We start from the raw sequence: 14223 nt of genomic DNA on the forward strand, positions 1-14223 counted from the left end.
GCGAGATGAGCGTCATGCGATTCGTGGGCGAGACCAGCCGTGAGGCGATGCGCAAGGTGCGTGCCGCGCTGGGCGACGAGGCCCTGATCCTGGCCAATCGCCCCAGCGAGTCGGGTGTCGAGATCCTGGCCATGGCCGACGAGGCGGTCGACGCCATGGCGGCATCGCAGGCCGTCGCACCGTCGTCGTCCGGCGTCGAGCGCCGCGCCGCACCGCCTGTATCGTCGCCCCGGCCCCAGCACGAGCCGGTCACGCCGGCGTCGGCCCCGAGCGGGCAGGGCGGTCTCGAGGCGATGAGCGAGCGACTGCTGCGCGAGATGCAGGACATGCGCGCGCTGCTGGCCCGCCAGCCGGCCTCCTCGGCGCCCGCCCCAGCCGCTGCCGATGACCGCGGCCGCGAGGCATTGGCCCGCGCCCTGCGCGAGGCCGGTTTCGGGCGTGCGGTCGCCGACGACGTGCTGCAGGGCCTGCCGCCCGAGCTGGTCGGTGCCGAGGCCGATAGCGAGGCCGCCCATGCCTGGCTGGTGCGTCGCCTGGCGTCTCGCCTGTCGACGGGCGTCGATCCCGAAACCTTCCTCGATACCCCCGGCATCCTGGCGCTGATCGGCCCCACCGGGGTTGGCAAGACCACCACCACCGCCAAGCTGGCGGCCCGCTGCGTGCAGCGTCACGGCGCCGACAACGTCGCCCTGGTGACCACCGACGGCTTCCGGGTCGGTGCCCACGAGCAGCTGCGCATCTACGCCGAGCTGCTGGGCGTGCCGCTGCACGCCCTGTCGCCCGAGCAGTCCATGGACGACCTGCTCGCGGAGCTCAGCGGTCGGCGCTGGGTGATCATCGATACCGTGGGCATGAGCCAGCGTGATCAGCGCATCATCGCCCAGGCCGCTCAACTGCAGGGCGGCGCGGAACGGGTGCGCATGCTGCTGGTGCTCAATGCCGCCAGCCAGCCGGGCACCCTGGAGGAAGTGGTCACACGCTATCGCCAGGCCGCGCGGGCCGCCGGCGTCGCCCTCGACGACGCCCTGCTCACCAAGCAGGACGAGGCCGGCCAGCTGGGGCCGGCCCTGGACACCCTGATTCGCCATGGCCTGCGGCTGCGCTTCGTGTCCACCGGCCAGCGTGTGCCGGAGGATCTGGCCCCGGCCGAGGCGGGGTTGCTGATCGAGGCGGCGCTGGGCGCCGCCCGCGCCGATGACGACCTGCCCGTTGCCGCGGCTCGCGATGCTCGACCCGGCGCGGAAGCGCTGCTGGGCCAGGGGCGGCGCCTGGGGCTATTGCTCGACGCCCTGCGGCATCGGCTGACCGGCTTCGCGACCCTCGAGGCGGCCTGGGACCTGTCGGCGCTGCCCGGCTGCCTCCAGGAGCCTCGGCTGGCGAGGCTGCTGGAGGCGCCGCCGGAGTCGCTGGCTCGGCCCGGCATGCTGTGGGCGGCGCGCCGCCGGCTGCCGGGCGCCGACTGGGCGATGCCCGATCTCGGCATCGACGACGGAGGCGGCTGGCTGGTGCTGCCCGATCTCCAGCAGCGCCAGCCGGTGGGCTGGCCTGGGCGCCTCGAGCGGGCCCGCGACGCCCAGGGCGTCGGCGTGCATCTGCTGCCGGCGCCGCCCGACGCCGAGACCTGGCTGTGGCTGGACGAGAGCCGGGCGCCCTGGATCTGCCAGGCGCGTCCCGGCCAGCGGGTGGTCCACGGCGGCGAGCGGCTGGCGCTGTCGAGCCTGGAGCCCCTGGCCGAGGCCGTCGAGACCCGAGACTGTCGATTCCGCGGCCAGGGCGCCCGGGCACGATTCGCTCGGCTGGCGGTGGAGGCCGGCCCCGGGGGGCGGCGCGGCGCGCCGGCGAGCTGTGCGATGAGCGCCTGGTTCGCCACCCTGGTCGACCCCGAGAGCGGCCGTACGCTGGGCCAGCGTTACTGGCTGACGCCGCTGCGCAGCGCCGAGGACGCGCTGCCGCTGCTGCTCGGCCGGCTGCACGGCGAGGCCCTGCCGCGCCAGGTGCGCCGCGCCTGGGAGCGCCTGCAGGGCACACTGCCGGCGGAGACCGACCGCGAGGTGTGCCAGCTGCTGGCCGCCGGGCTGGCCGCCGCGGCCGGCCACCTGGACCAGGCCGGTGACGCCGAGGCCGAGCAGCTGCGCCGTGACCTTCTGAGCCTGCTGGGCGGTCGTCGACGCCGCCGCGAGGGCGCGCTGCTGGAGGCGCTGCTGCACCTGTTGATGGCGCGGGATGCCATTCGTCACGTCGGGGCAGCCGGCCTGGAGGGCGTGCGGTGATCGAGGGGGATCAGGCGGCGGGATTGCGGGCCTGGGCGGCCAGCATCGAGCGACCGGCGCCCGAAACCGTGGCCGAGCCGGCGCCCGCCGCCGAGTCGCCGGCGACCTCGCCCCGCGACGAGGCCGCCGCGGGGCCGCTCACCACCTTGATGGTGGTGGGGCTGCCGGGCAGCGCCCCGGGCCAGGCCGATCGGGTCATGGCGCTGCTCGATCACTGGGCCGGCCAAGGCCGGCGCTGGGTGGGCGATCCGCGACGCTGGAAGGTGGTGCCGCTGGCGGCGTCCAGCCCCCACCTGAGCCTGCTGGCCCAGCAGCAGCCGCGCTGGGCACTGTGGGTGGGCGCCGACGGCGAGGCCTTCCGTCGCGCCTTCGCGGTGCTCGGGCGACTGGCCGCCGACGGTGGGCCGCGGCGCCTGCTGGCGGTGCATCCCCCGGGCATGCCGCGCCAGGGGCTGCTCGACAACCTGCGCCAGGCCGCCCGCCACTACTTCGGCATCGACCTGCTGGTGATGGCATGAGGGGCCGCGTCGTTCGCTGGGCGATCGCCGGCCTGCTGGTCGCCGCATCGGGCATGGCCCAGGCCGCCGGCAGCTGGGTGGCCGAGGTGCCGTCGGTGCGTGCCGCGGTCATCGGGCGGGAAACCGCCAGCGAGGCGCTGGTGGCGCCCAGTGGCACTCAAGGCCGCATTCGCGAGGTGCGCTGGCGCTTCCGCGTGCCGCCCGGCAAGGGCTGGCGCGGCCGGCTCTGCCACCCGGCCGGCTGCGTGGCGCTGCACACCGCGCGTGGGCGCAGCGAGGCCCTGGCGGGGCTGTCCGCCGATGCGCCGCTGAGGTTTCGCTTCTCGCCAATGGCGGGGCAGGCCCCGCTGGTGGTCGAGGGGCTGCAGGTGATCGTCAACTTTCAGTAAGGCCCAAGGCCCGTGAGAGCAGAGAGGCGAGGCTGAGCCATGTACACAGCACAAGGCAAGATCGAACAGGATGCGCTGCTGGATGACTATCTGCCGCAGGTGCGTCGCCAGGCGCTGGCGCTGCAGGTGCGGCTGCCGGCCAGCATCGAGCTGGACGACCTGATCCAGGCCGGCACCGTGGGGCTGCTGGAGGCGCTGGGCCGTTTCGACGCCGCCCAGGGGGCCAGCTTCGCGACCTTCGCCAGCCAGCGTATCCGCGGCGCCATGCTCGACGAGCTGCGCAGCCGCGACTGGCTGCCGCGTAGCGTGCGTCGCAACGCCCGCGCCGCCGACGAGGCGGCTCGTCGGCTGGAGCAGGAGCTGGGACGACCGGCCGAAGAGACCGAGATCGCGGCCGCCCTGGACATGGATCTCGAGGCCTATCGCCGGCTGCTGAACGATACCAACAGCGGCCAGCTGCTGCCCTTCGAGGAACTGATGGCCGAGGGTGGCGAAGGCCGGCTGGAGGAAAACGGCGATGCGGCGACGCCCTTCGCCCAGCTGGTCGACCGCCAGCAGCGGGCACGGCTGGTGGAAGCCATCGAGGCGCTGCCGGAGCGCGAGAAGCTGCTGATGGCGCTGTATTACCAGGAAGAGCTCAACCTCAAGGAGATCGGCGCCGTGCTCGGCGTCACCGAGTCCCGGGTCTGCCAGCTGCATAGCCAGGCGGTGGGGCGACTGCGCGGAAAGCTGCGCGACACTTGAGACGTGGGCGAAAAAGGCCTGCGCTCGGCTATACGGCGTTAAGAATCGGCTCAAACTGCTCATTTACACCCTCGTAAACTCCGCGTTTTCGCCGATTCTTGCCTTGCGACCCACATGGATGTGGGAAGTGCGTTGGCCCGTAGGGAATGGGCCTAGCCTGGCCATCGCTCGGCGATTTTTCGCCTCACGCCTGGCACGTCATAAAGTTGGCGATCGCTCAGGCCGATAACCATCCATTGGGATGTGCTCAAGTAATGCGGCGATGCGCACCGGGGACAAGCCGGCGCGAGGGGTTTTTGGCCCATGGGCGAGGCGGATATGAAGAACATCCAGTGAATGTTCTCCCCGCCGAGCGGGTTGGCCACGGATGGACAACCCAGGCCCTGCGAGCGTCGCAGGGAGCTTTTAGCGACGCAGGGACAAAGTAGCGCCCAGGGAAGGGTTCATAGCGCCCTCGCGAAGGCTTGGCGCCGGAGAACGCGCATCGTGTCCGAAGAACGTCACTCATCCACACCGTCGAAATGCGACAGGGAGCCCCCACATGAACCCCTCCACCCTGATCGGGATCCTGGCCAGCATCGTGCTGCTGGCGAGCGTCCTGCTGTTCACCGCCGAGTCGCCGCAGAGCTTCGTCAACCTGCCGGGGCTGGCCATCGTGCTGGCCGGCACCCTGGCCGCGACCTTCATCAGCTATCCGCTCAAGGAGGTAGTGCGGGTGGTGCGGCTGGTCGGCATCGTCTTCCGCCGCGAGAACACCTATATCCGCGACGACATCCGCGAGCTGGTGGACATGTCGCGGCTGTGGTTCAAGGGCGACGTGCGCGCCGTGGAGGCGGCCCTGGAGCAGGCCCGCAACCCCTTCCTGCGCACCGGCATCCAGCTGGTCATCGCCAACACCAAGGAGGACGAGATCTTCGACCTGCTGCGCTGGCGCATCGCCCGGCTCAAGGCCCGCGAGCACGCCGAGGCGCAGATATTTCGCACCATGGCCACCTACGCGCCGGCCTTCGGCATGATCGGCACCCTGGTGGGGCTGGTGAACATGCTCGAGGTCATGGAGGCCGGCGACCTGAACGTCATCGGTCCGCGCATGGCGGTGGCGCTGCTCACCACCTTCTACGGCATCCTGCTGGCCAACCTGGTGTTCAAGCCGATCGCGGTGAAGCTCGAGCGGCGCACCGAGGAGCGCCTGATCGCCATGAACATGGTGCTCGAGGGCATCTCGCTGATCACCAAGCGGCGGCTGCCGTCGTTCATCGAGGAGACGCTGAACTCCTTCGTCGCCAACTACCACGACGAGATCCGCGATCCGGTGCGGCCAGGGGATCGCGACGACGCGGAGGCCGGGCAGCGTGCTTGACCGCGACACCCGCCAGGCGCTCGCGCCGCCCGGTCAGGGAGGCGAGGAGGGCGAGAGCTGGCTGATGAGCTATCTCGATGTGTTGACCCTGCTGATCACGCTGTTCGTGCTGCTGCTGTCGATGTCCAGCCTGGTGCCGGTCGGTGGAACATCCAGCGAGATGTCGCCGTCGGCCCGGCAGGCCGCGCTGGCGATCGGCGAGGGCCTGAAGCCTCGCCATGCGGGGCTACAGCCGCACTTCCAGGGGCTCGGCATGGAGGGCGTCAGCGTCGAGCGCACCCGCCAGGGTCTGACCCTGCGCATCGAGGACCGGCTGCTGTTCGACAGCGGTCGCGCCCGGGTGACCGAGGGCGGCCAGCACGTGCTGGCGCGCCTCGCCGAGCGGCTGGCCGGCCTGGGCGGCGAGATCTCCGTGGAGGGCCACACCGATAGCCTACCCATCGCTACCGAGCGCTTCCCCTCCAACTGGGAGCTGTCCACCGGACGGGCCAGCGCCGTGGTGCGTGCCCTGGCGGCGGCCGGGGTCGCGCGGGAGCGCCTGCGAGCCATCGGCTACGCCGACACCCGGCCCCTGGCGGCCAACGACGATGCCGAGGGTCGGGCCGCCAATCGGCGCGTCGAGCTGGTATGGCGGGCGCCCGTCGGCGACACCTGAGGCATGGCGAACCAGTGGTTAGTTAATAGCTATCAAAAGAATCGGGTCATTCAATTTAATCTATCATAAAGGCGTCGGTATTCTCGTTCCTGTCTTCACCACACACCCACCGCAACGAGGATAGGAACGCGATGTCCCTGCTCAACACCGACGTCAAACCCTTCAAGGCTACCGCTTACCACAACGGCGACTTCATCGAAGTCAGCGACGAGAGCCTGAAGGGCCAGTGGAGCGTCTTCTTCTTCTACCCGGCCGACTTCACCTTCGTCTGCCCGACCGAGCTTGGCGACCTGGCCGACCACTACGACGCGTTCAAGAAGCTCGGCGTCGAGATCTACGGCGTATCCACCGACACCCACTTCACCCACAAGGCCTGGCACGACAGCTCCGAGACCATCGGCAAGCTCCAGTACCCGATGCTGGCCGACCCGACCCACGTCGTGTCGCGCAACTTCGAGGTGCTGATCGAGGAAGACGGCGTCGCCGACCGCGGCACCTTCGTCGTCGATCCGGATGGCAAGATCCAGATCATCGAGCTGAACGCCGGCAACATCGGCCGCAACGCCGAGGAGCTGCTGCGCAAGGTCAAGGCCGCCCAGTACGTCCGCGCCAACCCCAACGAGGTCTGCCCGGCCAAGTGGGAAGAAGGCGAAGAGACGCTGGCGCCGTCGCTGGATCTGGTCGGCAAGATCTAAGGACACGTTGATTCATTGCTGATCGGCGGGAGTTGTGGACTCCCGCCCCGGTTTACCCCATCGAGTCGGCCTCACCTCGGTCGTCCAACCAGTCGCGCAAGCGAGATCGAGACGGCGTCTCGATGGGGTTCTGCCCCGACGTTTCCATGACACCCCGCCCCATACGGCGAGCCCCATCGTGGCCCGCACGGGCAGGTCGTGTCCGCTATCTACCCACATCGAGGATTGCCGCCGTCATGTTGGACGACTCTCTGAAGCAACAGCTGAAAGCCTATCTCGACAAGGTCACGCAACCTTTCGAGCTGGTCGCCACCCTGGATGACGGCGACAAGTCCAAGGAACTGCACGCGCTGCTGCGTGATATCGCCGGGCTCTGCGACAGGATCACCCTGTCCACCGAGGGCAGCGACCGCCGCGCGCCGTCCTTCGCCCTGCATCGCGATGGCCAGCCCACCGGCGTGGTGTTCGCCGGCATCCCCATGGGCCATGAGTTCACCTCCCTGGTGCTGGCCCTGCTGCAGGTGGGCGGCCATCCGCCCAAGGCCAGCGACGAGGTCATCGAGCAGATCCGTTCCCTCGACGCCGACCTGCACTTCGAGACTTACTTCTCGCTGTCGTGCCAGAACTGCCCGGACGTGGTTCAGGCGCTGAACCTGATGGCGATCCTCAACCCGCGCATCTCCCACGATGCCATCGACGGCGCCCTGTTCCAGGACGAAGTCGAGGCCCGCGAGGTGATGTCGGTGCCGAGCGTGTTCGTCAACGGCGAGCCTTTCGACCAGGGCCGCATGAGCCTGGAGCAGATCCTGGCCAAGGTCGACACCGGCGCCGCCGAGCGCGAGGCCGCCAGGCTCGGCGAGAAGCCCGCCTTCGACACGCTGATGATCGGCGGTGGCCCGGCCGGCGCCGCGGCGGCGGTCTATGCGGCGCGCAAGGGCATCCGCACCGGCGTGGCCGCCGAGCGCTTCGGAGGCCAGGTGCTGGATACCCTGTCGATCGAGAACCTGATCTCCGTGCCCCACACCGAGGGCCCCAAGCTGGCCGCGGCGCTGGAGGAGCACGTCAAGGAATACGACGTCGACATCATGAACCTGCAGCGTGCCGTCGCGCTGGTGCCGGGCGAGTCGGGTGGCGAGCATGAGGTGCGCTTCGAGTCCGGCGCCAGCCTCAAGAGCAGGACCCTGGTGCTGGCCACCGGCGCCCGCTGGCGCGCGATGAACGTGCCCGGCGAGGCCGAGTACCGCAACAAGGGCGTGGCCTACTGCCCGCACTGCGACGGCCCGCTGTTCAAGGGCAAGCGCGTGGCGGTGATTGGCGGCGGCAACTCCGGCGTCGAGGCGGCCATCGACCTGGCCGGCATCGTCGGCGAGGTGACGCTGATCGAGTTCATGGACGAGCTGCGCGCCGACGAAGTGCTGCAGAAGAAGCTTGCGAGCCTGCCCAACGTCGAGGTGATCAAGGGCGCGCGGACCACCGAGGTCAACGGCGACGGTAGCCGCGTCACCGGCCTGACCTACGAGGAGCGCGCCTCCGGCGAGATGCGCGAGCTGGCTCTCGAGGGCGTCTTCGTGCAGATCGGCCTGGTGCCCAACACCGAGTGGCTGAAGGATTCGCCCATCGAGCTCTCCGAGCGCGGCGAGATCGTGGTCGACGCGCGCGGCATGACCTCGGTGCCGGGCATCTTCGCCGCCGGTGACGTGACCACCGTGCCCTACAAGCAGATCGTCATCGCCATGGGCGAGGGCTCCAAGGCCGCCCTGGGCGCCTTCGATCACCTGATCCGCAGCTGATTGCCCCGCCGTTCGTGCTCGATGCCCTCGCCGTACCGCGGCGGGGGCATCTTGCGTGGCGAGGGAGGATCAGTCGGCCCGACAGAGCCGCTGCATGCGGTCCTGGGCCTCCCCGAAGCCCGACAGGCTGAAGACCATGAACCAGTAGTCGTCCTCGGCGCGATGAATGCGCAGCCGCAGCGTGTCGCCGTCGCGCATGTCGTCGAGCAGGGCAGCGGTGTCGGGCAGCGTGAAGCGCACGTAGAAGCCGCTGTTGCCGCGCTCGGTAACGAAGTCGGCCTGGCCCTGGTGGACCCGCCCTTCGTCGACCATCAGGTCCGCCGGCACCCGATTGACGGTGGCGCTCTGCGCCTGCATGTCGTCGAGCTCGACGCGAAGCTCCAGCCAGGGGCGGTCGCAGGCGCCCGGTGTGGCGTTGACGCTGAACACGCTGTCGCTGTAACTGTGCTGCTCCAGGGCGCGGACGTGGCGCTCGTCGCCCAGTTGAAGCACCAGGGAGTGCCAGTCGCCGTGGGCCTGGGCGTCGGTGGTGTTGAAGCTGCCGGCCGACGCGGGGGCGGCGAGGCCCAGGACCAGCAGCCCGGGCAGGCACCCCTTGAGCAGGGAAAGAAGCGGAGAGCGGAGCATGCGGGCATCCATGACCGGGAAAATGCCGCAGGCTAGCATGACTCGCCCGCGGCTGTCCGCGGCCCTTCGCTCAGATGCCTGCCCACCAGCGATAGCCGCGATCCTCCCAGAAGCCGCCGCGACCGCCGCCGAGGTGGGCGAAGCTGTCCACCAGTTCCAGGCGCATCACGTACTTGGCCATCTTGTAGCCCAGCTGGCGCTCGGCGCGCAGGCGCAGCGGCGCGCCGTTGGCGATCGGCAGGGTGGCGTCGTTGAGGGCGTAGGCCATCAGGGTCTGGGGGTGATAGGCCTCACGCAGGTCGAGGCTCTCGTAGTAGCTGTCGCCGCCCCGATAGCGATCGGCGCAGTGGAAGACCACGAAGCGCGCCGGGGCGCGCACGCCCACCCGGTCCAGCAGGTCGCCCAGCGGCACGCCGGTCCACTGGCCGATGCAGCTCCAGCCCTCGACGCAGTCGTGGCGGGTAATCTGGGTCCGCGATGGCATGGCGCGCAGCGCCGCCAGCGAGAACTCGCTCGGTCGTTCGACCAGGCCGTCCACCCGCAGCCGCCAGTCGCGGAAGTCGTCGGCGGCCAGGCGCTGGTAGGCGGCCTCGTCGGGCCGCGTGGTGCCATTGGCGCGGAACCGGGGGGCGATGTCCTCCGGTGCATATTCCCGGGCCAGCGACTCGCGGGAGGCCAGCAGGCGATGGGCGCGCTGGGTCAGCGACTCGCTGGCGTCGAACAGCGGCTGCATGGCCCCGCTGCGTGACAGGCGATCGCAGCCGCCGAGCAGCAGCGAGCCGCCGGCGATCATGGAGCCGGCCAGGAAACGCCGGCGGCCGCTATCGGGAGGGCGTGTCATCACGAGGCTCCTTTTCCGGGGGCAGGGCGTAGCGACCGGTGATCATCGAGCGCAGGTTGTTGACCACGCCGGACGCCAGCACCATCAGCAGATGAACGAGGAAGAAGGCCAGCAGGGCGAAAGCGCACAGGAAATGCAGGGTGCGCGCGCTCTGGCGCCCGCCGAACAGGTCCAGCAGCCACGGCCAGGCGGCGTCCAGGGTCGGTGACATGGTGAAGCCGGTGAGCACCACCAGCGGGGCAATCACGAACAGCACCAGCAGGTAGGTCAGCTTCTGCAGCAGGTTGTAGTGGCGGGCCGCTTCGCCGCGCGGGAAGCGCAGTCGCAGATGCTCCCACAGCACGCTTCCCAGCTGTCGCCACTCGTGGCGGCGGGGCAGCAGCTGGCGGCTGAGCCGGCCGCCGATCACCAGGTAGAGCAGATAGGCCGCGAGCAGCGGGGCGAAGATCCAGGCGGCCAGGAAGTGCCACTGCCGCCCCATCGACAGCCAGCGCGGGCCCGGCAGGGTTGCCCAGGCGGGGAAGGCGCGCCGCTCGCGATCCGCGGTGGGCCCGGAGACGCCCAGCACGCCGGTGGTGTCGAAGCGCCAGCCGCCGAGGCGGGTGACGCCGCGCAGCTCGCCCGTGTCGCTTCGCTCGGCGCCGATCGACAGGGCCGGGGCGTCGAAGCGCGAATCCTGACCCCAGTAGAGGGCGGGATGGGCGTTGAAGATCTGCAGGCCGCTCATCAGCAGGATCGCCAGGCAAAGCGCATTGACCCAGTGCCAGAGTCGGGTGAACGGCGGGTGACGCCGGATGACCGTCGGTTTGCGGCGCCGGTCGGTGCGATCGGTCGCGGACATGGGGAGTCCTCCCGAAAGACGGGCATGAGGCCCTGTCGAAGCGTCGGTGAGCCCCGAGGCGTGTCGGACGTTGCCCCGGAGAAGTGACCGGCCGCCGGGAATCGGCTTCGGGCGGCCGGCCAAGGCGTGCCGAGCCTCACATCTCGCCGTCGTCTTTCATCATCTCGTCGTCTTCGTCCATCATCATCTCGTCGTCGCCCTCGGACTTCATGGCGTCATCGCCGGCCATGGCATCTTCCTCGCCCATGGCATCCGATTTCATGGCGTCCTGCTTCATGGCATCCCCTTCCATCGCCTCGCCGGACATGCCGTCGTGTTCCATGCTGTCGCCTTGCTGCATCGCATCCCCTTCGTGATGATCGGCCAGGGCGGCGGTCGGCAGCAGCAGGGCGCCGCCGAGCAGCAGGGCGAACAGGGCAGTGCGGGAACGGTCTTGAGTGAACATCGCAAACCTCCATGCGTCGCTGGGCCGTCGGCGGAATGCCGATCCGGCATCTTTCACGCTAGTCGGCCGCCCGGGGGCATTCATCACGAAATCATCACGAAGGATCGCCGGGGCGTGACGCTTTCGTGATGCATCCGCTGCGTGGGGGCTCTAGAGTGGAGTCCGAACCGCCGCTCGGAGCCCTCGCTCATGCACCACCGGATTCTTTGCGTCGAGGACAATCCCGACATTGGCAAGCTGCTCGCCGAGCGCCTCGGCGATGCCGGCCACCGCTGTGACTGGGTCACCGACGGTGAAGCGGCCCTGGCGGCACTGGAGGGGGCGGCTGACGATCCCTTCGATCTGGTGATGCTCGACCTGATGCTGCCGGGCATCGATGGCCTGGAGGTGTGTCGCCGGCTGCGTGCCCGCGACGCCCGCACCCCGGTGCTGATGGTGACCGCCAAGGCGGCGATCCGCGACGTGGTGCGGGGCCTCGAGATCGGGGCCGACGACTACGTCACCAAGCCCTTCCACCTGCCGATCCTGCTGGCTCGGGTCCAGGCGCTGCTGCGCCGCGGGCAGCGCGTCGCCCCGGAGGAAGAGCAGGTCGTCGCCGCAGCACCGATCGTCCAGGGCGGGCTGGTCATCGACATCGACCAGCACCGGGTCACCCTGGACGGTCGAGCGCTGCAGCTGACCGGCAAGGAGTTCGCCCTGCTGACGCTGTTCGCCCGGCATCCCGGCCATAGCTTCAGTCGCGGCGAGCTGCTCGATCGGGTGTGGGGGGAGGAGTTCGACGGCTTCGATCACACCGTGAACACGCATATCAACCGGCTGCGCAACAAGATCGAGGCCGATCCGGCCCGCCCGCGTTTCATCCAGACCGTCTGGGGCGTGGGCTATCGCTTCGCGACCGGAGAGGATGAGGCATGAGGGGCCTGGCATGCCGGCTGCTGGCCTGGGGGCGCAGCCTCTTCGCACGGATCGCCCTGGTCTACCTGAGCGGATTGCTGCTGCTGTCGGTGGCGGTTGCCTGGCTGGCCATCAGCCAGTTCGACCAGCTGAGCCGCGAGCTGCAGCAGCGCCAGGAAGTCGGGCTGGCCGACAACCTGGCCCGGGTCATGCGCCCGGCCCTGACGGAGGGCGCGAACAGCGCCGCGGCGCGGCAAACGGCCCGCCATATCCTGGCGATCAATCCCTCGCTGTCGCTCTACGTGCTCGATGCCGATGGGCGGGTGATCGCCGACTATGCCCAGCCGAGCTGCGGCATTGGCAGCCGAGTCGAGCGCGACGCCCTCGAGGCGCTGCTCGGCGAGTCGCCGATGCTGCCGGTAATGGCATCTTCGCCGTGCGGCGGCGCGCCTGGCATCTTCTCGGTGGCGCGCATTCGCTATGGGAGTGCCGATCGGTCGGGCTACCTGTATGCCGATCTCAACAAGACCAGCCAGGCCTCGATGGTGGCCATGCTGAGGACCAGTTCCATTACCCGAACGCTGGTGGCCGCGGGCGGATTGGCCGTGCTGATCTCCGGCCTGCTGGGACTGGTGTGGTTTGCCCTGCTGACCCGGCGCTTCTCGCGGCTGACCGCCGCCGTGCAGCGCTTCGCCCAGGGCCAGTGGCAGGCCCGGCTCGATGACCCCGGCCGCGACGAGCTGGGACGGCTGGGAGAGGCTTTCAACCACATGGCCGGCACCATCGAGGCTCAGGTGCGAGCGCTGCGCGAGACCGACCGGCAGCGCCGCGAGCTGGTGGCCAACCTGTCCCACGACTTCCGCACCCCGCTGACTTCGCTGCGCGGCAACGTCGAACACCTGCTCGAGCGTGATGACCTGCCGGTCGAGGAGCGCCGTCGACGGCTGGTCGGCGTGCTCGACAACGCCTCGCGGTTGACCCGCCTGGCCCAGCAGCTTTCGACCCTGGCGCGGCTCGATGCCTACGACAGCCCGTTGCAATGCGAGGCCTTCTCGCTCGCCGAATTGGCCCACGACATCGTCGGCAAGTTCCAGGACCAGGCGCGCCAGGCGGGGGTCACCCTGGCGGTCGAGGTCGATCCCGGGCTGCCGTGGGTCGAGGCCGACCTGGGGCTCATCGACCGGGCGCTGGCCAACCTGATCGACAACGCGCTGCGGGCGACCCCGGCCGATGGCCGGGTCTGCCTGTGGGCCGAGGCCGAGGAGAAGACGGTGCGCGTGGGGGTGAGCGATGACGGCGTCGGCATCGCCCCGGAGGAGCTGCCACTGGTGACCCAGCGCTTCCATCGCACCCGTGACAGCCGCGCCCGGGGCGAGGGCTCCGGGCTCGGCCTGTCGATCGTGCGGGAGATCGGCGAGCGTCATGGTGCTCGATTGACCATCGACAGCCGCCCCGGTCGCGGCACGACGGTCGATTTTCGCCTGGCCCGTGCCGATCGGGATGGAGCGCGCTGATACAGGACGCTAGGAAGCGGGAAGCGACTCGGCCTCGGGAGAAGACTCGACCAGGCGCAGCAGCCGTTCCAGGTCGGCCCGCTGGGGGCCCAGCATGTCGGCCAGGGTGTAGCGGTCGAGCACGGCGAGAAAGGCGCCCAGGGCCTCGCCGAGCACCGACTTGAGGCGGCAGGCGGGGGAAATGACGCAGGCGTTGTGGTCGCCGAAACATTCCACCAGGCCGAGATCGCGCTCGGTATCGCGCACCAGGGCGCCAAGGGAGATATCGGCGGGCGCCCGCCCCAGCAGCAGTCCGCCATGCTTGCCGCGAATGGCGGTGAGGTAGCCGAGACGGTTCAGCTCCTGCACGACTTTCATCAGGTGATTGCGCGAAATGTCGAAGCGCTCGGCGATCTCGGAAATGGTCGAGCGACGCTCCCCCTTGACGGCCAGATAGATCAGCACGCGCAGGGAGTAATCGGTAAAGTTCGTCAGGTGCATGCGGCCTCCCGGCGCCGGGAAAAGGGCGCCGCTGTCATTGATTCTATCAGTAACGGGGCGGCCTGGCCCGAGGCCCGTCACAGCGCCGTTGAGGCGCCGAATTGATCTGTATCAGCTAGTGCGTCGATGTCTCCGATGCGCCGCTGCGTGGCTGGCATAA

Annotated in this window: 15 protein-coding genes; 10 read left to right on the forward strand and 5 right to left on the reverse strand. The window is 69.7% G+C overall.

All coding sequences use genetic code 11. The features are described 5' to 3' along the window. Window positions 1-5: 5 nt before the first annotated feature. From flhF to ahpF, 8 genes are all read left to right on the forward strand, one after another. Window positions 6-2270, forward strand: a complete 2265-nt coding sequence (gene flhF, locus FHR96_RS06285; RefSeq protein ID WP_183386802.1) for a flagellar biosynthesis GTPase FlhF — start codon at window positions 6-8, stop codon at window positions 2268-2270. After that, window positions 2267-2788: a hypothetical protein gene (locus FHR96_RS06290; protein ID WP_183386803.1), complete on the forward strand. Its 522-nt coding sequence runs from the start codon at window positions 2267-2269 to the stop codon at window positions 2786-2788. Before flhF ends, FHR96_RS06290 begins: the two co-directional genes overlap by 4 nt. Next, complete coding sequence (locus FHR96_RS06295; RefSeq protein WP_183386804.1) at window positions 2785-3177, forward strand: flagellar protein FlhE; 393 nt, start codon at window positions 2785-2787, stop codon at window positions 3175-3177. Before FHR96_RS06290 ends, FHR96_RS06295 begins: the two co-directional genes overlap by 4 nt. Window positions 3178-3216: 39 nt before the next feature. Beyond that, window positions 3217-3921 carry an RNA polymerase sigma factor FliA gene (locus tag FHR96_RS06300; protein WP_183386805.1) on the forward strand — a complete coding sequence of 235 codons (705 nt, stop codon included), beginning with the start codon at window positions 3217-3219 and terminating at the stop codon, window positions 3919-3921. Between the two features lie 541 nt (window positions 3922-4462). Beyond that, complete coding sequence (locus FHR96_RS06305) at window positions 4463-5281, forward strand: motility protein A (protein WP_183386806.1); 819 nt, start codon at window positions 4463-4465, stop codon at window positions 5279-5281. Continuing rightward, window positions 5274-5936 carry an OmpA family protein gene (locus tag FHR96_RS06310; RefSeq protein ID WP_183386807.1) on the forward strand — a complete coding sequence of 221 codons (663 nt, stop codon included), beginning with the start codon at window positions 5274-5276 and terminating at the stop codon, window positions 5934-5936. Before FHR96_RS06305 ends, FHR96_RS06310 begins: the two co-directional genes overlap by 8 nt. 131 nt (window positions 5937-6067) lie before the next feature. After that, on the forward strand, window positions 6068-6631 hold the full coding sequence (ahpC, locus tag FHR96_RS06315) for an alkyl hydroperoxide reductase subunit C (protein WP_183386808.1): 564 nt from the start codon (window positions 6068-6070) through the stop codon (window positions 6629-6631). Between the two features lie 236 nt (window positions 6632-6867). Beyond that, window positions 6868-8421 (forward strand): alkyl hydroperoxide reductase subunit F, encoded by a 1554-nt coding sequence (gene ahpF, locus FHR96_RS06320; RefSeq protein WP_183386809.1) that lies wholly within the window; start codon window positions 6868-6870, stop codon window positions 8419-8421. A 69-nt stretch (window positions 8422-8490) separates the two neighbouring features. Here the strand turns inward: ahpF and FHR96_RS06325 are convergent, their stop codons facing one another. The 4 genes from FHR96_RS06325 to FHR96_RS06340 all read right to left on the reverse strand — a co-directional run bounded on the left by FHR96_RS06325 (window position 8491) and on the right by FHR96_RS06340 (window position 11175). After that, a complete protein-coding gene (locus FHR96_RS06325; RefSeq protein WP_246392820.1) occupies window positions 8491-9048 on the reverse strand; it encodes an invasion associated locus B family protein in 558 nt (185 codons plus the stop codon). Window positions 9049-9118: 70 nt separating this feature from the next. Beyond that, window positions 9119-9889, reverse strand: coding sequence for a molybdopterin-binding protein (locus FHR96_RS06330; protein WP_183386810.1), 771 nt, complete (start codon window positions 9887-9889; stop codon window positions 9119-9121). Beyond that, window positions 9870-10730 carry a cytochrome b/b6 domain-containing protein gene (locus tag FHR96_RS06335; protein WP_183386811.1) on the reverse strand — a complete coding sequence of 287 codons (861 nt, stop codon included), beginning with the start codon at window positions 10728-10730 and terminating at the stop codon, window positions 9870-9872. Before FHR96_RS06335 ends, FHR96_RS06330 begins: the two co-directional genes overlap by 20 nt. Before the next feature lie 136 nt (window positions 10731-10866). After that, the gene (locus FHR96_RS06340; protein WP_183386812.1) at window positions 10867-11175 is read right to left on the reverse strand and encodes a pentapeptide MXKDX repeat protein; all 309 of its coding nucleotides are present in this window, start codon (window positions 11173-11175) and stop codon (window positions 10867-10869) included. A 189-nt stretch (window positions 11176-11364) separates the two neighbouring features. On the opposite strand from FHR96_RS06340, the gene FHR96_RS06345 reads away from it, so the two are divergent. Both FHR96_RS06345 and FHR96_RS06350 read left to right on the forward strand, forming a co-directional pair. After that, window positions 11365-12090 (forward strand): response regulator transcription factor, encoded by a 726-nt coding sequence (locus FHR96_RS06345; protein WP_183386813.1) that lies wholly within the window; start codon window positions 11365-11367, stop codon window positions 12088-12090. Then, on the forward strand, window positions 12087-13583 hold the full coding sequence (locus FHR96_RS06350; protein WP_183386814.1) for a sensor histidine kinase: 1497 nt from the start codon (window positions 12087-12089) through the stop codon (window positions 13581-13583). The genes FHR96_RS06345 and FHR96_RS06350 overlap by 4 nt, the downstream gene beginning before the upstream one ends. 9 nt (window positions 13584-13592) lie before the next feature. On the opposite strand, the gene FHR96_RS06355 is transcribed toward FHR96_RS06350, so the two are convergent. Then, window positions 13593-14063 carry an Rrf2 family transcriptional regulator gene (locus tag FHR96_RS06355; protein WP_183386815.1) on the reverse strand — a complete coding sequence of 157 codons (471 nt, stop codon included), beginning with the start codon at window positions 14061-14063 and terminating at the stop codon, window positions 13593-13595. Window positions 14064-14223 lie beyond the last annotated feature (160 nt).

It is taken from the genome of Halomonas organivorans (assembly GCF_014192055.1).
GTDB lineage: Bacteria > Pseudomonadota > Gammaproteobacteria > Pseudomonadales > Halomonadaceae > Halomonas > Halomonas organivorans.